General features: G+C 36.6%; 23 protein-coding genes and 2 pseudogenes. 11 read left to right on the top strand and 14 right to left on the bottom strand.

Translation table 11 applies throughout. From position 1 onward, the window contains the following. Window positions 1–54: 54 nt before the first annotated feature. The 4 genes from rplB to rplC form a co-directional block, all read right to left on the bottom strand. On the bottom strand, window positions 55–918 hold the full coding sequence (gene rplB, locus CUN59_RS07865; protein ID WP_104387320.1) for a 50S ribosomal protein L2: 864 nt from the start codon (window positions 916–918) through the stop codon (window positions 55–57). 132 nt (window positions 919–1,050) lie between these two features. Then, the gene (locus CUN59_RS07860; RefSeq protein ID WP_104387319.1) at window positions 1,051–1,365 is read right to left on the bottom strand and encodes a 50S ribosomal protein L23; all 315 of its coding nucleotides are present in this window, start codon (window positions 1,363–1,365) and stop codon (window positions 1,051–1,053) included. Beyond that, entirely contained in the window at window positions 1,358–1,990 is a 633-nt protein-coding gene (gene rplD / locus CUN59_RS07855) for a 50S ribosomal protein L4 (protein WP_104387318.1), read from the bottom strand. Before rplD ends, CUN59_RS07860 begins: the two co-directional genes overlap by 8 nt. A gap of 64 nt (window positions 1,991–2,054) precedes the next feature. Next, window positions 2,055–2,693 (bottom strand): 50S ribosomal protein L3, encoded by a 639-nt coding sequence (gene rplC, locus CUN59_RS07850; protein WP_104387317.1) that lies wholly within the window; start codon window positions 2,691–2,693, stop codon window positions 2,055–2,057. A 1,052-nt stretch (window positions 2,694–3,745) separates the two neighbouring features. Between rplC and CUN59_RS07845 the strand changes: the two genes are divergently transcribed. After that, window positions 3,746–4,222 (top strand): NAD(P)H-quinone oxidoreductase subunit N, encoded by a 477-nt coding sequence (locus CUN59_RS07845; RefSeq protein WP_104387316.1) that lies wholly within the window; start codon window positions 3,746–3,748, stop codon window positions 4,220–4,222. Between the two features lie 50 nt (window positions 4,223–4,272). Here CUN59_RS07845 and CUN59_RS07840 read toward each other — a convergent pair whose 3' ends face one another. Beyond that, entirely contained in the window at window positions 4,273–4,932 is a 660-nt protein-coding gene (locus tag CUN59_RS07840; protein ID WP_104387315.1) for a Uma2 family endonuclease, read from the bottom strand. Window positions 4,933–5,142: 210 nt separating this feature from the next. Then, window positions 5,143–5,901, bottom strand: coding sequence for an RNA methyltransferase (locus tag CUN59_RS07835; RefSeq protein ID WP_104387314.1), 759 nt, complete (start codon window positions 5,899–5,901; stop codon window positions 5,143–5,145). A gap of 531 nt (window positions 5,902–6,432) precedes the next feature. On the opposite strand from CUN59_RS07835, the gene CUN59_RS07830 reads away from it, so the two are divergent. Together CUN59_RS07830 and CUN59_RS07825 are read left to right on the top strand one after the other, a co-directional pair. Continuing rightward, window positions 6,433–7,224, top strand: coding sequence for an SDR family NAD(P)-dependent oxidoreductase (locus tag CUN59_RS07830; RefSeq protein WP_104387313.1), 792 nt, complete (start codon window positions 6,433–6,435; stop codon window positions 7,222–7,224). A gap of 90 nt (window positions 7,225–7,314) precedes the next feature. Continuing rightward, window positions 7,315–7,536 carry a PDDEXK family nuclease gene (locus tag CUN59_RS07825; RefSeq protein ID WP_306460505.1) on the top strand — a complete coding sequence of 74 codons (222 nt, stop codon included), beginning with the start codon at window positions 7,315–7,317 and terminating at the stop codon, window positions 7,534–7,536. Window positions 7,537–7,619: 83 nt separating this feature from the next. Here the strand turns inward: CUN59_RS07825 and CUN59_RS07820 are convergent, their stop codons facing one another. The 4 genes from CUN59_RS07820 to CUN59_RS07805 form a co-directional block, all read right to left on the bottom strand. Further along, on the bottom strand, window positions 7,620–8,018 hold the full coding sequence (locus CUN59_RS07820; protein WP_104387312.1) for an HNH endonuclease: 399 nt from the start codon (window positions 8,016–8,018) through the stop codon (window positions 7,620–7,622). Next, window positions 8,015–8,365, bottom strand: coding sequence for a hypothetical protein (locus CUN59_RS07815; protein WP_104387311.1), 351 nt, complete (start codon window positions 8,363–8,365; stop codon window positions 8,015–8,017). Before CUN59_RS07815 ends, CUN59_RS07820 begins: the two co-directional genes overlap by 4 nt. A gap of 257 nt (window positions 8,366–8,622) precedes the next feature. Next, window positions 8,623–8,991 (bottom strand): HEPN domain-containing protein, encoded by a 369-nt coding sequence (locus CUN59_RS07810; RefSeq protein ID WP_104387310.1) that lies wholly within the window; start codon window positions 8,989–8,991, stop codon window positions 8,623–8,625. After that, window positions 8,948–9,313 (bottom strand): nucleotidyltransferase domain-containing protein, encoded by a 366-nt coding sequence (locus CUN59_RS07805; RefSeq protein WP_104387309.1) that lies wholly within the window; start codon window positions 9,311–9,313, stop codon window positions 8,948–8,950. The genes CUN59_RS07810 and CUN59_RS07805 overlap by 44 nt, the downstream gene beginning before the upstream one ends. Window positions 9,314–10,196: 883 nt before the next feature. Here CUN59_RS07805 and CUN59_RS07795 point away from each other — a divergent pair. Next, window positions 10,197–11,864 (top strand): annotated as a pseudogene (locus tag CUN59_RS07795) (IS1634 family transposase). A 64-nt stretch (window positions 11,865–11,928) separates the two neighbouring features. Here CUN59_RS07795 and CUN59_RS07790 read toward each other — a convergent pair. Further along, entirely contained in the window at window positions 11,929–12,165 is a 237-nt protein-coding gene (locus CUN59_RS07790; protein WP_104387308.1) for a hypothetical protein, read from the bottom strand. 196 nt (window positions 12,166–12,361) lie between these two features. Here CUN59_RS07790 and CUN59_RS07785 point away from each other — a divergent pair. Next, window positions 12,362–12,505 (top strand): annotated as a pseudogene (locus tag CUN59_RS07785) (type II toxin-antitoxin system RelE/ParE family toxin); the annotation flags it as partial. 4 nt (window positions 12,506–12,509) lie between these two features. Beyond that, window positions 12,510–12,848, top strand: coding sequence for an XRE family transcriptional regulator (locus CUN59_RS07780; RefSeq protein WP_039202282.1), 339 nt, complete (start codon window positions 12,510–12,512; stop codon window positions 12,846–12,848). Window positions 12,849–12,960: 112 nt separating this feature from the next. Here the strand turns inward: CUN59_RS07780 and CUN59_RS07775 are convergent, their stop codons facing one another. Together CUN59_RS07775 and crcB are read right to left on the bottom strand one after the other, a co-directional pair. Next, complete coding sequence (locus CUN59_RS07775; RefSeq protein ID WP_207765385.1) at window positions 12,961–14,370, bottom strand: aromatic ring-hydroxylating dioxygenase subunit alpha; 1,410 nt, start codon at window positions 14,368–14,370, stop codon at window positions 12,961–12,963. 99 nt (window positions 14,371–14,469) lie between these two features. Then, entirely contained in the window at window positions 14,470–14,898 is a 429-nt protein-coding gene (gene crcB / locus CUN59_RS07770; protein WP_306460504.1) for a fluoride efflux transporter CrcB, read from the bottom strand. Window positions 14,899–15,501: 603 nt separating this feature from the next. Between crcB and hisF the strand changes: the two genes are divergently transcribed. From hisF to CUN59_RS07745, 5 genes are all read left to right on the top strand, one after another. Further along, on the top strand, window positions 15,502–16,275 hold the full coding sequence (gene hisF, locus CUN59_RS07765) for an imidazole glycerol phosphate synthase subunit HisF (RefSeq protein WP_104387306.1): 774 nt from the start codon (window positions 15,502–15,504) through the stop codon (window positions 16,273–16,275). A gap of 101 nt (window positions 16,276–16,376) precedes the next feature. After that, the gene (locus tag CUN59_RS07760) at window positions 16,377–16,568 is read left to right on the top strand and encodes a hypothetical protein (protein ID WP_104387305.1); all 192 of its coding nucleotides are present in this window, start codon (window positions 16,377–16,379) and stop codon (window positions 16,566–16,568) included. A 330-nt stretch (window positions 16,569–16,898) separates the two neighbouring features. Next, on the top strand, window positions 16,899–17,585 hold the full coding sequence (locus tag CUN59_RS07755) for a hypothetical protein (protein WP_104387304.1): 687 nt from the start codon (window positions 16,899–16,901) through the stop codon (window positions 17,583–17,585). Between the two features lie 95 nt (window positions 17,586–17,680). Next, window positions 17,681–18,442: a DUF1350 family protein gene (locus CUN59_RS07750; RefSeq protein WP_104387303.1), complete on the top strand. Its 762-nt coding sequence runs from the start codon at window positions 17,681–17,683 to the stop codon at window positions 18,440–18,442. A 304-nt stretch (window positions 18,443–18,746) separates the two neighbouring features. Beyond that, window positions 18,747–19,883 (top strand): PP2C family protein-serine/threonine phosphatase, encoded by a 1,137-nt coding sequence (locus CUN59_RS07745; RefSeq protein WP_104387302.1) that lies wholly within the window; start codon window positions 18,747–18,749, stop codon window positions 19,881–19,883. Here CUN59_RS07745 and CUN59_RS07740 read toward each other — a convergent pair. Next, window positions 19,880–20,206, bottom strand: a complete 327-nt coding sequence (locus CUN59_RS07740; RefSeq protein WP_104387301.1) for an STAS domain-containing protein — start codon at window positions 20,204–20,206, stop codon at window positions 19,880–19,882. The two genes, CUN59_RS07745 and CUN59_RS07740, sit on opposite strands and share 4 nt — an antisense overlap. Window positions 20,207–20,504: the final 298 nt, after the last annotated feature.

The raw sequence follows: 20,504 nt of genomic DNA, 5'->3' as shown, positions 1-20,504 counted from the left end.
TTAATGCCAATTAACAGTCTCCAATCTAAAATCCAAAACTTAAAATCTAAAATTCTAAGACTGACGACCACCACGACCACGTTTAGAAGACTTACGGCGGCGACGGATAATTAGCTTAGTGCTGGCTTTTTTCCGCTTCCGTGTCTTAGCTCCTAAAGTAGGTTTACCCCAAGGTGTTACGGGACCAGACCTACCGATAGGTGCTCTGCCCTCACCACCACCATGTGGGTGATCTACTGGGTTCATGACGCTACCTCTAACCTTGGGACGACGACCTTTCCAGCGATTTCGTCCTGCTTTACCAGCACTGAGGTTTCTTGCATCTGTATTACCGACTTGTCCGATGGTGGCATAGCACTCACGGCGAATCAAGCGGACTTCACCAGAAGGTAACTTTAGAGTTACATAATTGCCTTCTTTTGCAACAACTTGTGCTGTTGCCCCTGCTGCACGCACGATTTGCCCGCCTTTACCAGCAGTCATTTCTACGTTGTGAACGCTAGTACCCAAGGGAATGTTTGACAAAGGTAAAGCATTACCATCTTCAATAGGAGAATCAGGCCCAGCAATTACTTTTGCACCTACAGTCATCCCGTTTGGTTGGAGGATGTAACGCTTTTCGCCATCTTCATATAACAATAAAGCGATCCGCGCATTCCGGTTGGGATCATATTCAATGGCTGTAACTGTAGCAGGTATATTCCGCTTATCTCGTTTAAAATCAATAATGCGGTAAAGTTGTTTGTGTCCGCCACCCCGACGACGGCTGGTTATCCGCCCTTGATTGTTCCGACCTTTAGGACGATGAACTGATTCAGTTAATGATTTTTCTGGCTCAGTTTTGGTAATTTCGGCAAAGTCGGAGATGGTAACTTGGCGAGTACTGGGGGTATAAGGGCGATAAGAACGAGTACCCATAGTTGGATTTTGGATTTTGAATTTTGGATTTGGGAGTCAGAATTTTTTGATTTTAATTTCCGATTTTTAATTGTCACTTGGCATTGTTTTTATTAGCCCAATCTAAAATCTAAAATCTAAAATCTAAAATTTCTAGACTTCTGGGAAGAGAACTTTTCTGATTTTTTCTTCATCCCCAGGGGCAACGGTGACAATAGCTCGCTTATATTGGGGTTTGAAACCAATAAATCTACCCACACGGCGTTTTTTGCGTGGAGGATTGGCGGTATTTATTTTGACGACTTTAACTGCAAATAAGTCTTCAATTGCGGCTATAATTTGGGGTTTAGTGGCTTTAGGAGTTACTTCAAAGGTGTATTTGTTTTGCTCCATGAGCATTGTCGCTTTTTCGGTGAGAATGGGGCGACGCACTAAGTCTGGCAGGTCACGGGTCTCAACTTTAACCATTGTAGACCTCCTGAATTTTCGCTAGTGTTGATGGTGTAACGACAATTTTGTCTGCATGAAGTAGGTCATAAACGTTCAACTGATCAGCAGCTATCAGTTTGAGGTTTTCAACGTTACGGGCTGATAAAAGCACGTTTTCTGCAATTTCTGACAAAATTAAAAGTGTTTTCTGTTCTGGTGCTGCGCCCCATCTAGCTAATGCTGATACGAGTTCTTTGGTTTTAGGGCGTTCTAACTCGTTGCTAAATTCTTCAACGATAATTAAATCTTGAGCGCGGCTGATGAAAGCTGTACGTAATGCTAACCGACGCTCTTTGCGGTTCATTTTCAGGTTGAAATCTCTGGGTTTTGGTCCAAAGATGACACCACCACCACGCCATAATGGTGAACGGATAGAACCCGCACGGGCGCGACCTGTGCCTTTTTGCCGCCAAGGTTTACGACCACCACCACGAACTTCTGCACGAGTTTTGGTGCTGGCAGTTCCCTGGCGAGAATTAGTCATTTGTCTGACTAGGGCGCGGTGTACAATATGTACCGCTGTTGTTTCTTTAGCAACTGGTAAGTCAAAGGTTGTCTCTCCGACTTGCTCTCCTTGCCAATTTTTAATTACACTCTCTACCATCTTTGTGTCCTTTGTCCTTTCTCAGTTGTCGGTTGTCAGTTTCCACACTAGCAATGACAAATGACTATTTTCTACCAACTTTCTTTGCAGGGACAACGTTCACTAAGGCTCCTGGTTTGCCAGGAATTGCTCCCTTAATGAGGATTAAGTTGCGTTCTGCGTCTACTCGCACTACTGTGAGTTTGCGAATCGTGACACGAGTACCGCCTAAACGTCCTGCCATTCTTTTACCGGGATAAACACGACCGGGGGTTGTACCAGCACCAATAGAACCTGGCGCTCTATGGTTTTTAGAACCATGGGACATGGGACCGCGACCAAAGTTGTTACGCTTTTGGTTACCCGCAAAGCCGCGACCGATGCTTGTACCAATTACATCTACAATTTCACCAGCACTAAAAATATCTGCTTTAATTTCTTGACCTAAAGCATAATCACCAGTGCTATCGGTGCGATATTCATTCAGATGACGAACTGCTGGAGCGGATGATTTAGCCAAATGACCCAATAATGGTTTATTCAATGCTTTGGGCTTGACTTCACCATAACCAACTTGAATGGCAGAGTAACCGTCAGTCTGTTGTGTTTTAACTTGTGTGACAGTGCATGGACCGGCTTTGATGACGGTGACAGGAATGGATACTCCTTCTTCATCAAATATTTGGGTCATGCCCAGTTTGGTGCCGAGAATACCTACAGACACAGTTACTGGTTCTCCTTTCTAATTACTGACCTGGAAATGGAATTGGGGACAACTTTTGCGGCTATCGCTTGAGGATAAACTATACCTCTTGAATTTGGACTGGCGTTAGACAGTGCAAATCCTTAGCGCAGAAACAATCTTTGTCCCTTGTGTTTTAGTGAATTTGTTTATTTTCACTTAGTTAACCACCATAACAGGAATAACTCCTTGCTCTATTGAGAAGGTATTATTTCTGCAATTCAATGCGAGGCTTGATTGCTTTGCGCTTTGTGCAGCAATGCTTTCGTCCAAGCAGTTGCTCTGGCACTCTACCGTTGTAGTCGGACTTAAGTGGTTATCGCCCCTCAGTATCCTTTGCTTGAGACTTAATATAATGCCATAAAACCAACATTATTGCTCAGGGACTACTTATTTTCCTACCTTAAACTATTGTTTGAGGTTTTGCCTAATTATTTTTAGGTTTTACGGGAGTGATTTGGTGTGGGAGCTTGAAATACCCTACCTGAAGACGGACAGGGCTTCCCCTTTTATAGGGAATAGCCTCCAGGACTTTGTAGTCCTATTGGTTTCACATCCCCTCTAAGGGCAGGAGTCCTAATTCCCAAGACCCAAATCTTTTACCCTGAGCTATACCGAAGGTTTCTCTTGGCAACACTTACCTACCAGCTTAGTTTTTGCTTACGGCATTGGTGTTAAATATGATTTTGGCTCTTGCTTTGACCTGAAAGCTTTTTTAGTTTAGCAGTCACTTGATGTGTCAGGTCTAGTTTATTCTCGCAGGAAACTAACTAAAAACTGAAATCCTAGGACTAACTAAGAACTCTAAATAAGATGGCTATCTATTTATACTATTCGGTCACAATCTAATAATATAAATCATTCATTAATTTTTGTCTAGTATTTTTTTGGGTATTTTGTGGGGTTAGGAGCGGATTAACCAATATTTCAGGGGTGGGTTGTGAAAATTCTGGAAAATCTGGAACTTCATGCAACTTAATCTACCACTATAAGGTGAATAATAGAGATATCTGAGTGGGATAGGAAGAAAATTTATGGCACTAATTACCACTGGCAACGGTTTCATCCGCAATCTGGAGAAATTTGGCGCGTTGGGTGTTTATGTTCCTCTGGAGGGAGGCTATGAAGGTCGGTATTTACGCCGATTACGGGCGGCTGGCTATGTTGGCCTCCATATTACTGCTAGAGGACTAGGTGATGTGGCTGCGTATTTAACACAAGTTCATGGTGTTAGACCACCACATTTGGGTAAAAAAAGCACTGGTAGCGGTGCGGCGGTTGGTGATGTCTATTATTTACCACCAATGATCGGTTCTCATTTGGCACAATTACCTCCTAAGTCTAAGGGGTTGGTGTTGTGGATTATTGAGGGACATATTTTGTCTGATCAGGAAGTTCAGTATTTAATGGATTTACCTAAGTTAGAACCACGGGTTAAGGTGGTGATTGAGAGAGGTGGCGATCGCACTTTCCGTTGGACTCCTTTGGAAAAAACTCTGTTAGCTAGTTAGGCTGATGGTCAGGGTGGGGAAACCCCCCCTACAGTTTTTTGTGAGATATATTAATTCTGAATTTCTTGTTGTACCCAAGCACGGAATTTTTTACTAGCTTGCACTTCATCAATTTGACAATCTTGCAAAAATTGGTAAAGTTGTTCTTTGGGTATTTGAGAAAATGTAGGACTTTTTTCTAATTCAATGTATTGATGATCTTGAAGTTGATAAATTCGCCATATTTCACCGTTATAATGCCAAAATTCTGGTACTCCCATGCTGGCATAAAATTTGAGTTTGTTAATATCGGTATGAGTAATATCTATTTCTACGATTAAGTCAGGTGGCGGATCTTGGTTTAAATCAACTTTTTTACCAACTACTTTTGGCTGATTTTGGATGTAATAACAATTATCAGCTTCTGCACTTCTTTGTAAATCATCACGGTTTAAGGTGGTAGAACCCATGGTTTTAATTTTTAAACCCATTTCTTCTACTAAAATGCGAATGAATAGTTCAATTAATCTGGTAGCACTTTCATGTTCTTCTAATGGCATGGTGATTTCTAATGTACCTTGATCATAAATAAGTCGAGAAGAACGATTTTGTCCTAATGCTGCTAAAATTTGCTGGTAATTTTGCCAACTAATATTATGAAAAACTACTCGCTGTTCTGCTAGGGTAGTTTCTGGGGTGATATTGTTTGGTTTAGTGATTGTACTAACCATAATTTGCCTTAAAGTTGAGCTTAATATTTATTGTATATATTAATCATATTTGATTTCTGAAAAATTTAGATATACCTATACACCAAACCAGTTTTACTCCTGACTCCTGAATTCTGCTGTAGGTAGGGTATGTTAGATGTAGGTCATAACCAAAAGTTTCTAGGAAGGTGCGTTACGCTTCGCTAACACACCCTACATATAATGGAAATATTAGATCTTATGATGATCTTTTGTGTTAATTGCCCATTCTACTTGTCTTAAAATTCCCCGTAACATTCCCACCTCCACTGGTTCTAAATAAGCACGGTTATATATGTGGCGAAATTTTTCCATGCGACTAGCTGCCGTGTGAGGATAAAGATAACCTATGGTAAGCAGTAGGGATTCCAATTCTTGATAGTAGGCTTCCATAGCGTCTAAAGGGGCAAGTTCCGTAGTCGGTATATTCTGATCTGTAAATATATTTGTAGCTTGGGATAGTTCATAACAGCATATAGATACGGCCGTGGCTAAATTTAAAGATGTATATTCTGGGTTAGTAGGAATAGAAACTAATTTGTGAGCATAATTTAATTCTTCATTGGTTAATCCTCGGTCTTCTCGTCCAAAAATCAAGGCTACAGGGTTTTGGACTGCTAATAACCAGGGTAGGGCGGTGCGGGGGTTTTCTATGGGGATTTCTCCACTGTAATCACGACCGATAGTAGCGATCGCACGGACACATCCCTGTAATGCTTGTGGTAGTGTGGGGACGATGATTGCAGATTCTAAAATTTCTTGGCCATGAACGGCCATTTTGACAGCATCGAAGGACGAGCGATCGCATTGAGGATTGACTAATATTAGTTGAGATAAGCCAAAATTTTTCATCACTCTGGCTACTGAACCGACGTTCAAAGGCCCTGCTGGTTCTACCAATACTATAATCACGTTGCTGTTATTGGTTTTGATATTAATATGTTCTGTCATATTTAAGATTCATATTTGATGGTTTCAATATAGTGGTTTTTGGTTGGATATAAGAAACTAAAAAGTTAAAAAAATGTTGTCATTGTCACAAAAATTTATTACTTGTGAGGGGATCAACATATTAGTGGTTGACTATTCATAAAAACTTATATCAATCAATGTTCCCATATATATATTCTACGGAAACGACAGTTAAGAAATCCTGATTAAAAAATATTGCAAGAACTTGATTTAGTTGCTAATCTGTGTAGGTACGACAGCACTGGTGAATGCTCGGATCATTTAAAAGAGGTAAAATCAATGAGCTTTATCCATTCTGCCAAAAGTATTTTATGTTGTCTGTTCCCATTGTGAGGATGAGGAACTTCTGCTTCCTACAAGCAATAGAGGGGTATTGCAAATGAGCAGAAAAACCATTTTCCGTCTAATTACTGAATTGAAATTTGATTTTTATTTACCGTTCATCAATCGTCTTACTTGTTGATTGCTAAGTGCAAAAGGGAAAGACGAAGAATTTGGAGGTGAAAACCGATGAAGATTCAAGGAAAAGTTGCACTAATTACCGGGGCTTCTCGTGGAATTGGTAAAGCGATCGCTTTAGAATTAGCCAAACAAGGAATGAAAAGGTTAATATTGGTAGCACGCGATCGCCAAAAGTTAGCTGAAGTAGCCAAAGAAATCGAAGCTTTAGGTGTAGAAACTACAATCATGGCTTTAGACTTAACTCACTCAATCAACGTCAACATAGCCGTAGCCCAACTTTGGCGCAGTTATGGGCCAATTCATCTATTAGTAAATTGTGCCGGAGTCGCACATCAAAATTCATTTCTGCAATCAAAACTTCCCCAATTGCAAGAAGAACTTTCCGTTAATTTATTGGGAATGTACACCCTCACCAGCTTGATAGCCAAACGCATGGTTAGTCAAAAAAAGGGCATCATTGTCAATGTCTCCAGCTTAATGGGTAAAGTTGCCGCACCAACAATGGCCACATATTCCGCTACCAAGTTTGCCATTGTCGGATTTACCCAAGCTTTACGTCAAGAACTTGCCCAACATAATATCCGCGTTATCGCCTTACTTCCTTCCCTAACGGAAACAGATATGGTGCGTGACTTGAATTTATTTCATGGAGTAATTCCCATGACACCCGAACAAGTCGCTCAAGCGCTCGTTATCGGCATAGAAAACGATACCGCAGAAATCCTAGTTGGCTGGCAATCTCACTTAGCCGTATTATGTCAACGTCTCGCCCCTTGGTTACTAGAGATCATCTTGCAACTAGCAACACCCAAAAAACCATTACCTGACGCTGCGGGATAAAATTCAACCTATTTGAGTTTTGTTTCGCACCATCTCTTTTAGAGATACTCAAGGGTAGAGGCTAATAAGCAAAGACGCAAAGAGTTTTTTGTGTCTTTGCGTAAAGTTCGGACTATTGCCAATTTTCAAGAATATATTTTAATTGACCAATACACAATTCACGTTGAACAATATGTAAAAACTGATAATAAGAAATGGATGTTTTTAGAATATGAAGATATTAACGATACTTTAAATTTAGCTTCTGTTTCTTGTCAAATTTCTCTCGCTAATATTTATGAAAAAATAGACTTTAGCAGTACAGAATCATAATTAATTGTCTGAATCAGGATGTCCAGGATTTGAGGATTTACAGGATGTGGTTTTTACTGGTTAATAATAAAAATTTACATTTATTATAACCTTAATTTTTGGCGTTCAGCTAGTCTTTCTTCGGTATTCATTTGCAACAACTTAACTGTTGTTCTTCCTTCAGGAGTTAAACCAACTATAACCACTTCTGAGAACATCAAATGTGATTTCCATTCCTGGTTACGCGGGTTAAAGAGAAAACTAAAATTGCGTGTTTCTGGGTTAAATGAACCCAAATCACTACCTTTATACCGATTACAACGCCAACAAGTGAGAGCTAAATTATCAGCACTAGTTTTACCACCATGCTTTTCTGCAATAATATGGTCAATTTCATGGGCAAAAAAGGCGACTTTTGCAGGTAGTAAACAATATTCACATTGATATTTTGCCCGTTCTTCTACTAAGCGGCGAAGTGCAGCCGGAATATAGGATATACTCACTGGTTATTACTCAAATAAGATAAATTACCAGCTTTAATCATGACAATTAAGTGTTCAATACGTTCATATTCTTTTAGTTCTTGAAGTTCTCTGGGTGTGAGTTTACCTGTTTTACTTTGTATTAGCAGAGTACGTAACCTATCTTGCATTTCCGGTGTAGGTTTAAATTCTGCTATTTCTTGAGGAGTAGGGTTACTAGCCAGAAAGTTCAGAATATATTGGTAAATTTGTGTTGGTATTGGTAATTGTTGAAGACTCAAGGCAAGTAGTTCAGGTAAGGTATCTATCCCTATTTGTGCTATTTGTTGAGATAATTCTTCTGATATTTCTAGGGTAATTTTCGGCATGGTGTATTTTTCCAAAATCTGTTATTTTATTATTTGTCTGAATTAGGATATCCAGTTACTGAGCGATAGTCTGTGTGACGTAGCCATAGTCGAGATAATATCCAGGATTTTAGGATTTACAGGATGTTGTTTAAAAGTATCATGTTTTGAATTTTGATTGTCCATCTTTATCTGCGTTTATCTGCGTTAAACTAATTTGGTATTAATCTTACATTACCATTATTTATTTAACCATTGATTTATTTGAATTAGCAAGATTATAGATAGTTTATTAATTCTAGGAACTCTTCGGCTCTTTCAATCAGTAGTTTTGCATCTTCAGCAGTTAAACGTTCAGAACGATCATAATCTCCCTTTAAACGGATCTGTTCTGCATCAATTAGATAACGGTGAAATTTCGGATCAATTTTACTAGTTCTGGCAAAAAGTTCGCCAAATTTACTAATTACAGCAGAGTGTTTGCTAAAACTGAGATTTTCACCTACTAGGAATGCTTCAGCTATATAAAACATGGCATAATAAGCACGAGAAGCAGCAAAATCAGCTAGATTTTCACTAGCTAAAATTTTAGCCGCACGCAGGCTATCTTGAGCTTTTTGCACTAGAAACTCTTGTTCTTTGTTCATAAAAATAAATACCTTCTTTTTTGATATTTTGGATTAGCATTGTTTGTTCTTTTTCAAAACGACTGAGGGAGTAAAACAGGTTAGAAATTACTACACTATATTTTAAACAAAGGGGACTAAGAAAAAAGCCAATTTTTTCAATTTCTTTGGTTGCTTGCACTAAATCTTTAAGTATAATTAATACATCAAAATCCGAATCAGGAGTAGCATCACCACGCGCTTGAGAACCAAAAAGAATCACTGCAATTAGTTGATCTTGATATGTTTCAAGCAAGTTATTACACAATTCCTGCATAATTTCTCCTAGTTTTGGGTGTTTCATCGTTTAGTAATATTTTCTAATTGGATATATATCATTTTTTGTCTGAATCAGGATGTCCAGGACTTACGGGATGTTGATTTTATTTGTGGTGTACTAATATTTTAATTTGTCTGCATCAGGATGTCCAGGATTTAAGGATTTACAGGATGTTTTTTAACAGTATCATGTTTTGATTTTTGATTGTCCATCTTTATCTGTGTTCAATTATTATTGATATTAATGTTAGATTACTAATTTTTTTTAAACGAACCATAGAACCATAGAGGACACAGAGGACACAGAGAAAAAATTTCAGTTATCTTTATGTGGAAAGGGAGTAATTTTCTCGTTCATCTAATTAATTATCTCAGAATTGGGAAAGATTTCATCAGAAAATAAAATCCTGTAAATCCTCAAATCCTGGATATCCTGATTCTGACTTAATAATTTTGTCGTTGCTGATTTGAGGTATGAAGTTCTACATACAACGAAAGCGATTGATCTGATACTTGAATAAATATGGATTCTAAGCCATAATAAATTCATGACATGGGAAATTTTATTTCATGACGAATTTCTACCTGAATTTTCTGAACTAACAACAGAAGTACCCCGAAGAACTTCTTGCACACACAAAATTACTAGAATCCGCCGGTCCACTCCTACGTAGACCTCATGCTGATACACTTAAAGGTTCTCGACATAAAAATATGAAAGAACTGCGTTTTATGCGGATGATGGTGTGTGGCGAATAGCTTTTGCTTTTGAACCCACATTCCGCAGATACTAAAGCAAATTTAGGAATTAAAAATTTAGAGAAAGTAAAGCCTGAAAAGATTGCCGAGCAAAGATTTCAGGCTTTTATTTGTTAAAATAGTGTAATCAAATAGAGAGAGGGGAAACCATGAAAGAGTCAAAAAAAGCCATGGAAATCCTAAATATAGACCATTTAGGAATAGTAGCGGGAATAATAGACGAGATGGAATTAGTAGAAGAAGTGAATAAAATAGTTGGAATAAAAACAAAAGAAACCCTCAACCCAGGACAAGTAATAAAAGCAATGATCTTAAATGGATTGGGCTTTTTAAGCGCCCCATTATATCTATTTGAGGAATTTTTTGTAGGAAAACCAACAGAACATTTAATAGGAGAAGGAGTATTACCATCACATTTAAACGATGACAAACTAGGAAGAGAACTAGACAAATATCATCAAATAGGAACAACAAAAATATTTACAGCAGTAGCCATAAAAGCAGCCCATAAATTCAAAGTAGAAATGGATAGTATTCATTTAGATGGGACTTCAATGAGTGTAGAAGGAGAGTACAAAAAAGAAAGCGAAGAAAGAGATGAAACAAAGCAAGAAACAGGAGAGAATAAAATAGAAAGAGAACCAGAGATGAAAGCAATAGAAATAGTTCATGGATACTCAAGAGATAAAAGACCAGACCTCAAACAATTTATCATAGACATGATAGTAACAGGAGATGGAGATATCCCATTATATTTAAAAGTAGACTCAGGAAACGTAGATGATAAAAGTGTATTCGTAGAAAGATTAAAAGAATTTAAAAAACAATGGACATTTGAGGGCATAAGTGTAGCAGATAGTGCCTTATATACAGCAGAAAACTTAGCAGCAATGAGAGAATTGAAATGGATAACAAGAGTACCACTAAGTATCAAGGAAGCAAAAAATAAAATCGTAGATATAAAAGAATCAGAATGGAAAGATAGTCAAATATCAGGCTATAAAATAGCAGCCAAAGAATCAGAATATGCAGACATAAAACAAAGATGGATAATCGTCGAAAGTGAATTAAGAAAAAAATCAAGTATCCAACAGGTATAAAAACAAGTCAAAAAACAAGAATCAAAAGCAAAAGCCGCACTCAGTCAACTATCCAGGCAAGAATTTGCTTGTCAAGCAGACGCAAAAATAGCAATAGAAAAGCTATCAAAATCCTGGAAATATCACCAAATAAAAGAAATTGAGTATTTAGAAAAATCTGAATATAAAACAGCAGGTAGACCAAGTAAATTGACCGAACCAAGTCAAATAAAATATCAAGTTAAAAGTCAAATAGAAACGAGAGAAGAAGTAATAGAAACTGAAAAAATTAAAGCAGGGAGATTTATATTAGCAACAAATATCTTAGATAAAAATGAATTGAGTGATGAGCAAGTATTAGAAGAATATAAATCCCAACAATCTAACGAAAGAGGATTTAGATTTTTGAAAGACCCGTTGTTTTTTACATCCAGCGTATTTGTCAAAACTCCTGAAAGAGTAGAAGCAATAGCAATGATTATGGGATTGTGTTTGTTAGTCTATAATCTTGCACAAAGAAAGTTAAGGCAAGAATTAGCTAAATTCGATGACGGGATTAGAAATCAAGTCAATAAAATCACAAATAAACCGACAATGAGGTGGGTATTTCAGATGTTTCAAGCTGTACATTTGGTAATCATAAATGGACAAAAACAAATGAGCAATTTTACAGAGGAACGTGAAAAGATTGTCAGGTATTTAGGAAAGAGTTGTAGTAAATATTATCTAATTATTTGATGTGGTTTATTGTTTATTTGAACAAAAAGATGTAGATAGGGTTTGCTGAATAAACATAAAAGGATTACAGGTAAAGGGTTTGAGCCGTTTTCATGTAAAAAGAGTGCAAGCTTTTACGAGGTGGAAACTCGAAAACCTTGCATTTAAGTTTGATACCAAGGAAAAATAGCTCCCATCCAACTCTTGAAACTGTTCCCTGTTCCCAGACAACTTTTTCAGCAAACCCTAGATAGTTCAAGGGTAAAATTAGTAAATAGAAATTTTTAGCGAGGATGTAAATATTCTTAGCTGTAATTGTCATGTTTATTTTACCCGAAATTACTAATTCAATATAGAGAGAGAATATATTTTAAAACCTCGTAAAATGAAGTTACTTAATATGTTCTATTTTTTGGCAAATAAAGTTAAACTCAACCAGAAAATTAGGTAGATAAAATTTTCCTGGCTGAAATTTTTCAAAAATCCCAATAATCTAGGTCACATCTGCGGAATGTGGGTTTGATCCAAAAAAGAAAGCAATATTACTTGTAGCTGGTAATAAAGCTGGAACAAGTGAAAAAAGATTTTACAAACAATTAATTACAAAAGCAGATAAAAGATTTGACTCCCATCTTCAGGAATTAAAAGACAAAGGAGAATAAAAATATGGCGACAAAATTAAGTGATATTATGGCACAATTACCACCGGAACAGCGGGCAAAAATTGAAGCCCGCGCCCAAGAACTGATTTTGGAAAATATGACTCTTCAAGATATGAGAAAAGCCAGAAAATTAACTCAAGAATCTATGGCAGAATTATTAGGAATCCGTCAAGATAGTGTTTCTAGATTAGAAAAACGGGCGGATCTTTTACTTTCTACATTACGTAGTTATGTAAAAGCAATGGGAGGAGATTTAAAACTTGTGGCAGAATTTCCTGATAGACCTTCTGTGATTATTTCCGCATTAGGAGAATTAGAAGATGAAGATTCCATACCGGAATAATCGTCTTGTCAAGTCTTAAAATGTAAAGTATTCAGATATCACACTTCTTTATAGTTGAGTTTTGTTTCGCGCAAAATCGCAAAGGAGGAAGATGGGATTTCTCACCACCAATTTATCTTTTTTTCTCCGGTAAATTACGAGGGGGGATTATTCTTCCTTGATAAAATTCCCTTTCTAAGTTATTCAATTTCCACCATCCTGCACCTAATAATAGAGGAATAACTGTTTCTATTATTACTAATAAAATTGATTTTGTTTCCACGAAAAAAGCCAACAAAGGACTACTAGCTAAAGAAACAATAGTCAGAACAGCAACCAAAAATTTTAACTGTTGAACTCTTTTTAAAGCCTGACGACAACTGGCACATTTTTCTGTATGGGAATGATATCTTTCTAGTAGTAATTCTCTATTGAGTAAAAGTGGTGGTAAAGATTCACCTGGAAATGTTTCTCCATGATATTGATTTACCCATTTACGTAATTCGGAGACAAAAGTATCTGCTTTGGTAGCTAGATAAAAAGCTTTATTGAAATTAGCACTACCTCCTTTAGCAGCTAAATAACGTTCTTGATAATGGAGAAAAATTTGATCATCTTCTAAAACACCATTTTGTCCGATGTGATAATACCAACGAGGGCGAATTTTAATAAAAAATCCTGGTAGTTTAGAAGCAAATTTAAAGGGAAAGCGGGCAATTATGCGACATTCACCTTTGCGAATTGGTACAGCATAAACAACAGTTAAAATTCTTCCTTTTTCCGCATTAATATCATGCCACATTAAACCGGGAGCAATAAATGTTGTGGAAAGTTTTCCTGATTGTCCTGGTTTTAATCCTTGTTTCCAAATCCCTTCAAAACCATATTTTCCAGATTGATCTATTTCTAATTCTAAGGGTGCAGCATTGGCACGATTCCCCACTGTAAGATGATGGGTAAAGGCAACATGACTAGGATCAAGGATGTTTTCTAATAATGTTAAAGCATCATAGGGAACGTCTCGAAAGGTGTTAATAATTACCCATCCTTCCGGTGCTGTTTCTATTGGTTCAACTAGAGGAATTTTTGTATTTGCAGCATTTTCTGGATTACCAGCATAAACAAATAATAAACCTTGTTTTTCTGTTGTCGGTAAAGAGGATATACAAGCTCTAGGAGAGGTTTCTGCTTTTGCACCTGGTACTTGTTGGGGAATTTTTTGACAAGTTCCATCTCCGGCAAATGACCAACCGTGATAAGGACATTCTAATAGTCCATCTTTATTAATTCTTCCTTCTGAAAGAGGTGCAAGACGGTGAGGACATTGATCTATAAATACTTGCCAAGATTGCAGTTTTTGATCCCACCAAATCACAATATCTTTACCTAAAAGTGTGAAAGGTGTGGGTTTAGTTTTATCTAAATCTTCCAGATAATGAACGGGATACCATGTTTCTGCTAATTCAAAAGTATCTGGGTTAGTTCCTCCGGGTAATATTTCTGTAGAGGAATTTTGATTGATTATAGATTGTGTTTGCACCATTTTCTGTAGTAATGAATTTCCAATAAATGTTAATTTACAGCAGATTGCAGATACATGAGGTACAGAACCTTAGTTTTACCTTCTGCCTCCTGCCTCCTCCTACAACATTCTAGCAATAATTATACCTAATTGGACACTGATAATTCCTAAAATTGTACTACCAAAAAAATAACCACCAGCAGTTAACCAATGACCACGTTGTAATAAACCAACTGTATCTAACCCAAAGGTGGAAAATGTTGTATATGCACCTAAAAATCCTGTGGTGACAATCAATTTAATTTCTGGGGAAATAATGGCTGTTTTTTCCATAGCCAAAGTTGAGAAAAAACCCATTGCTAAACAACCGCTAATATTAATAAAAAAAGTTCCATAGGGAAAACTCAAACCAAAACTGTTTATAAACCAAATTGTTAAGTAGTAACGTATTAAAGCACCTGTGATCGCTCCCAAACTAATGGCAATGGGAACACGCAGAGTAGGATTTTGTGACATATTAACTACTAATTCTAATAGATATTTTGACATAAGTAGTCGTGCAAAATAAATTTTATATTTGGGAGAGGGAATAGGGAACGGGGAACAGGAAATAAGGAATACAAAGATTTTTGTTTTTTCCAAAAATGTTAAATTAAATTAATTTTGCTTTGGTACTTAGAGCAAATTTTAAGGGGTAACGAAGGTCATAATATTCCAGAAGATATCATCCGCAGATGCTATGAATTGGGATAAGTGCAGCTTGAAATGGCTTTAATTCTCCATTAGATGAAGACCTAGATAAATATTCGGCTGAGAAATTATCACTTTGTGCTTTTAATAACTGAAATTATTAGAATAGGGAATACTTCGACTAACTCAGGGTATCGGAAGCTCAGTAACCAGAGAAGCGTTGCTGATTTGATGTATGAAAATGATTTTGATGATATCTGAGCTGTTGTAAAGACGTTTCGCCGGAACTTCTCTACATCTAAATTCATACTTGGTTTCAGCAACGCGAAATTTTCTCCCCTACTCCCCTGCCTCTTTTCGTTTAGACATAATTCTGTATATTTTCACCCATCCTGGTGATCTATTCGCCAATTACCTTTACAATTTAAGTTCCTAGCAATTACCAGGAGAATAAAAGTCGTTATGTTGTCTAAAAGAATCTTACCTTGTCTAGATGTTAAGGCGGGCAGAGTGGTGAAAGGAGTTAACTTTGTGGATCTCAAGGATGCTGGTGATCCGGTAGAACTGGCCAAGGTTTATAACGAAGCCGGTGCTGATGAGTTAGTGTTTCTGGATATTACAGCCACTCATGAAGATAGGGACACAATTATTGATGTGGTCTATCGCACCGCTGAACAGGTCTTTATTCCTCTAACTGTGGGTGGTGGCATTCAATCCTTAGAAAATGTTAAAGGTTTGTTACGAGCCGGGGCTGATAAGGTTAGTATTAATTCTGCGGCGGTCAGAAACCCAAATTTAATCAATCAATCAAGCGATCGCTTTGGAAATCAGTGTATTGTTGTAGCTATTGATGCTAGACGTAGACTTGATCCCGAAAATCCTGGCTGGGATGTATACGTTCGCGGTGGTAGGGAAAATACTGGTATTGATGCTCTATGGTGGGCTAAAGAAGTAACAAAAAGGGGGGCTGGTGAATTGCTGGTAACAAGTATGGATGCCGATGGAACTCAAGCTGGCTATGATGTGGAGTTAACTAGAGCGATCGCTGATGCTGTGGAAATTCCTGTAATTGCTTCCGGAGGTGCGGGTAATTGTGAACATATTCACACTGCTTTAACTGAAGGTAAAGCCGAAGCTGCACTTTTGGCCTCTTTATTACATTTTGGACAGCTTAGTGTTGCAGAAATTAAAAATTATTTGCAAAAACATCGTGTCCCTGTCCGTCTTTCTGCTTGAGATTCAGAATATAGGAAACAACTATATCTTGGGAAGGTAAAGCACTGTTTTGGGAAAGAGTGTTAAGATAAAGGTACTTCTATGAATAAATATTAAGAAATATGTTGATTCCTATCTTAATTTTTGATGTCGCACTTGTAGCATGGTCACTACACTTGATGGAAAAAGCCTATGAACATAAAGAATTTTCTCTCATGTTGGCTGGTACACTAGTAGCAGTAGCAGCAGCCGCAATGCTAGTAGTTTACTTTTTAATGGGGCATTGTATTACCTACTTGTTACAAGTGTCTTAATGATCCAACAGACAACAGGCAACAACAATTTAGAATTACTACATATTACTAATGTTAATACGGTAGGTGACAGGCTTCCCCCTGAGTGCCAGCCGAATGGTCATAGGTGACAGAGTTGAAAATATTTTGGGGTTAGGCTTTTTATCTCTATTTTGTATCTCATTCAAGTGCATACTGTTATAGTGAACATTAAGAAAAGTTATCAATATTACCTCAGTTAGATATTTTTGTATAATCAAATATTAGATTAAACATTTAGGAATGATACCATTCTGAAAATCTAGTTGTTATATTAGACTAAATCACTATTATCTGAAGGATTTAGTCACTGTGCGAGATGATTTACAGGGATTGGATATTAGTCATGAACAATTGCAAGAACTGACTAACTTACCTGTTAATAATAAATTAATCATTATTACTGATACTATAGGGAGATTCTATCAACAGTTGCTAAAAAAAGCCCAAGCAGCAGAAATAGGAACTCTGGTTTTTCTGGGACTGGCCATTTCCCTATGTATTTACCTGTTAATAAAACTATCATCTTGGGTATCATTGATGATTTTAATTTTATGGGTAGGTGGTATTGCACAAACGGGACTATATTTCATCTGGAAACAAAAAAACAAAATTCTGCATCAGAATGTGACCAGTTCTTTGCGGATTTTATTAAATGACGTGGAAAGATATAATTCCGTGATTAAAGCTATAGATATTAATGATCAAATTGAGGATGTGGGGAACTTGGGAGTCGGTATACAAGAAAGAGAAACAGTCTTGGCAGGACTAAAACTCACCAGAGATGATTTAGTACGCGCTATCAAAACAGAGAGAATTTTGCGCGAAAATAAAAGTTTTATTATTACCAATGCCGATTTGTTTACCAATAATTTAGCAACTTTAGCATCTATGCAGGTGAATGAAGAAGCCACAGAACATGGCAGATTATTAAATGAAGCCTTACAAATTTCCTTGGATGTCCAGCATGAAATGAAAAGATTACAAAATAATAGTTAAAATTAATACATAATATCTGTTAAGTTTAAGTTGTAGGTAGAGAAAATACTTGCGCTTAAATTTTCCTCAATTAATCCCTACCCATAAATTTTGAGATGAATTGGAAAGAAATCAGAGGTAACTGGGTACTTGTTCCTCGCCATCCCATTGGGATTATCCATTTTTTAGGCGGTGCTTTTGTCGCTACCCTACCACATTTAACCTATCGTTGGTTGCTAGAACATCTTGCGGATAGAGGATATGTGATTATAGCCACACCATTTGTCAATACTTTAGATCATGTGGCGATCGCTCAATCTGTACTCCGCAAATTTGAACGCACCCTAGAAATTCTACAAGAGACAAGAGAAATCCGCAAAGTTTATCTGCCTATTTATGGATTAGGCCATAGCATGGGTTGTAAACTTCATTTACTTATTGGTAGTCTGTTTACCGTCCAGCGTGCTGGTAATATTTTAATCTCCTTTAACAACTTTGCCGCCAATGAAGCTATACCCTTAGTAGAACAATTAAATTCTACATTGGAGATTGAGTTTACACCAACACCAGCCCAAACTACTCAAATAGTTCAAGAAAGCTATCAGATCCGGCGAAATTTATTAATCAAATTTAATAAAGACACCCTAGATCAATCAGCAAACCTCACCACTATCTTACAAACATTGTTTCCTGAGATGGTAACAATAAAAACTTTATCAGGAACTCACATTACACCTTTAGGACAAGATGTAAAATGGCAATCAGGAAGTTCTTTTAGTCCTTTGGATGCTTTAGGACAATGGTTTAAACAAGAAGTTTACCGAGATTTAAACCAACTAAAACAAGTTATCTTGTTTTGGTTAAATCCATTTAACTGAAATATATGTCTGTAAACCATCGTTATATAGCAAGATAGATTTACTTCTAAATTCTAACTTCTGCTATATCTTTAGTCTTTAACATATAAAGTCTAGAGAATTAACTGTCAATAAACAATCATTTAAAGTTACATGAACGACAAAATTTTCTACCTAACCCTATCTATTGAGATGACATCAATCCTAACTTTTGATTCAGGAAGTTACCCTATAACCACTAGAGAAAATAAAAATTGTTTAAGGTGAATCTCTGAGTCTTCTCTGGGTTTAAAGACACTCTCTAATTTATAGATTCATCCCTCCTATGTTTGAAATATTAGTCATTGATGATGACCGATCTATACAAATATTCCTGAAAAGGATGTTGGAAAAACAAGGTTATGAAGTGATTACCGCTAGTACAGGAGAGGAAGGAATTTTAAGAACCCTAAATTCACCTCCAGCACTAATTATATGTGATTGGATGATGCCAGGGCTAAGTGGGCTAGAAGTATGCGATCGCATTAAAAAAGATCCTAAATTATCCACCACATTTTTTATTTTATTAACCTCTTTAGATTCCATTGCTGATCGCGTTAAAGGCTTAGACGCTGGTGCTGATGATTTTATCACTAAACCGATTGAACAAAATGAACTCCAAGCAAGAGTTAGAGCAGGTTTAAGGTTACATCAATTAAGTCAGGATTTACAAACACAAAAATCACTGTTAGAAACTGAATTAGCTGAAGCCTCAGAATATGTAAAATCTCTGTTACCACCTCCTTTAAAACATCCTCTCAGTATCAAGTTTAAGTTTTTGCCATCGAGACAACTGGGAGGGGACTGTTTCGACTATAATTGGCTCGATGCCGATTATTTAGCTATCTATCTCTTAGATACTTCTGGCCACGGACTCAAAGCAACTTTACCCTCAATTTCTGTATTAAATCTCTTACGTTCTCGCGCTCTTAAAGACTTAAATTATTATCAACCCAGTGCTGTATTAGCAGCTTTAAATAATACCTTTCAAATTAATTATGAAAATGATAAATATTTTACCATCTGGTATGGAGTTTATAATCGAGTTACCCGGCAATTAATCTATGCTAGTGGTGGACATCCACCAGCAATTATGATTTCTGGAACTACACAGACTAACACAGATGTAAAAAGATTAAAAACTCCAGGAATGCCTGTAGGTATGTTTCCTGAAGCAAAATATGTAGATTCTTCTTGTTACATTGAAAAATCTAGTACCCTTTATATTTTTAGTGACGGTGCTTATGAGATTACCCAAACAGATGGTAATCTTTGGAATTTAGAAGCTTTTATTCAGATTCTCATTAGTTTACAGTATTCTGTTGATAATCAGCTTGACTATATACTCAGTTACCTGATTGACTTAAACTCCAAAGAGACATTTGAGGATGATTTATCTATTCTTCAGGTAAAATTTGATTAATTAGCAGAAACTAGCAGATTTTTAAATGCGGCTTGATTAGGCACAATGGTAAATATGCTATCCATACCTGTTAGTTCAAATAATATTCTAATCTGCTCATTAATAGAACAAATAATCATTTGTATACCTGATGTTCGTAAAGTCTTAAAGGCTAAAACCAGATTACCTAGCCCAGTGCTATCCATAAATGTGAGACTATGACAATCAATTAATACAATTGATATTTCATTATTAATCACTTCTTTAATAGTAGCTTGAAATTCATCTGAGTTACTGGCATTAAAACTACCGCTGAGTAAAATCACTTTCACCTGTTGATTCATAATATCCTCATTTGTTGGATTTAATTAATTTAATAATGTTTGGTTATCACCTTGTTATTATATTCTAATCTTGACATAATAGAAAGATGTTCATTGCACAAAAATATAGTATTTTAAGGCTCTTCCAGACTAAATATGATAAATTAGTAGGAGAAATACCAATTTAGTAAAATCCTTCTCTTCTAAAATTATCAAAATTAGTTAAGCCATAAGCTCTTCTTTTAATGATCAAGGCTACAGGGTTTTGGACTGCTAATAACCAGGGTAGGGCGGTGCGGGGGTTTTCTATGGGGATTTC

It is taken from the genome of Cuspidothrix issatschenkoi CHARLIE-1, from assembly GCF_002934005.1.
Lineage (GTDB): Bacteria > Cyanobacteriota > Cyanobacteriia > Cyanobacteriales > Nostocaceae > Cuspidothrix > Cuspidothrix issatschenkoi.
Note: the sequence above shows the minus strand (reverse complement) of the source record. Positions and strands in the feature narration are given on the sequence as shown.

Bases quoted from the DNA above. Each gene is read 5' to 3' on its own strand.
- CUN59_RS07845 (WP_104387316.1), top strand. From the start codon at position 3,746: ATGGCACTAATTACCACTGGCAACGGTTTCATCCGCAATCTGGAGAAA.
- CUN59_RS07830 (WP_104387313.1), top strand. From the start codon at position 6,433: ATGAAGATTCAAGGAAAAGTTGCACTAATTACCGGGGCTTCTCGTGGA.
- CUN59_RS07790 (WP_104387308.1), bottom strand. From the start codon at position 12,165: ATGACAATTACAGCTAAGAATATTTACATCCTCGCTAAAAATTTCTAT.
- CUN59_RS07780 (WP_039202282.1), top strand. From the start codon at position 12,510: ATGGCGACAAAATTAAGTGATATTATGGCACAATTACCACCGGAACAG.
- CUN59_RS07860 (WP_104387319.1), bottom strand. From the start codon at position 1,365: ATGGTTAAAGTTGAGACCCGTGACCTGCCAGACTTAGTGCGTCGCCCC.
- CUN59_RS07835 (WP_104387314.1), bottom strand. From the start codon at position 5,901: ATGACAGAACATATTAATATCAAAACCAATAACAGCAACGTGATTATA.
- CUN59_RS07745 (WP_104387302.1), top strand. From the start codon at position 18,747: ATGTTTGAAATATTAGTCATTGATGATGACCGATCTATACAAATATTC.
- CUN59_RS07810 (WP_104387310.1), bottom strand. From the start codon at position 8,991: ATGAACAAAGAACAAGAGTTTCTAGTGCAAAAAGCTCAAGATAGCCTG.
- crcB (WP_306460504.1), bottom strand. From the start codon at position 14,898: ATGTCAAAATATCTATTAGAATTAGTAGTTAATATGTCACAAAATCCT.
- CUN59_RS07815 (WP_104387311.1), bottom strand. From the start codon at position 8,365: ATGCCGAAAATTACCCTAGAAATATCAGAAGAATTATCTCAACAAATA.
- CUN59_RS07775 (WP_207765385.1), bottom strand. From the start codon at position 14,370: ATGGTGCAAACACAATCTATAATCAATCAAAATTCCTCTACAGAAATA.
- CUN59_RS07805 (WP_104387309.1), bottom strand. From the start codon at position 9,313: ATGAAACACCCAAAACTAGGAGAAATTATGCAGGAATTGTGTAATAAC.
- hisF (WP_104387306.1), top strand. From the start codon at position 15,502: ATGTTGTCTAAAAGAATCTTACCTTGTCTAGATGTTAAGGCGGGCAGA.
- rplB (WP_104387320.1), bottom strand. From the start codon at position 918: ATGGGTACTCGTTCTTATCGCCCTTATACCCCCAGTACTCGCCAAGTT.
- CUN59_RS07840 (WP_104387315.1), bottom strand. From the start codon at position 4,932: ATGGTTAGTACAATCACTAAACCAAACAATATCACCCCAGAAACTACC.
- CUN59_RS07750 (WP_104387303.1), top strand. From the start codon at position 17,681: ATGAATTGGAAAGAAATCAGAGGTAACTGGGTACTTGTTCCTCGCCAT.
- rplD (WP_104387318.1), bottom strand. From the start codon at position 1,990: ATGGTAGAGAGTGTAATTAAAAATTGGCAAGGAGAGCAAGTCGGAGAG.
- CUN59_RS07760 (WP_104387305.1), top strand. From the start codon at position 16,377: ATGTTGATTCCTATCTTAATTTTTGATGTCGCACTTGTAGCATGGTCA.
- CUN59_RS07740 (WP_104387301.1), bottom strand. From the start codon at position 20,206: ATGAATCAACAGGTGAAAGTGATTTTACTCAGCGGTAGTTTTAATGCC.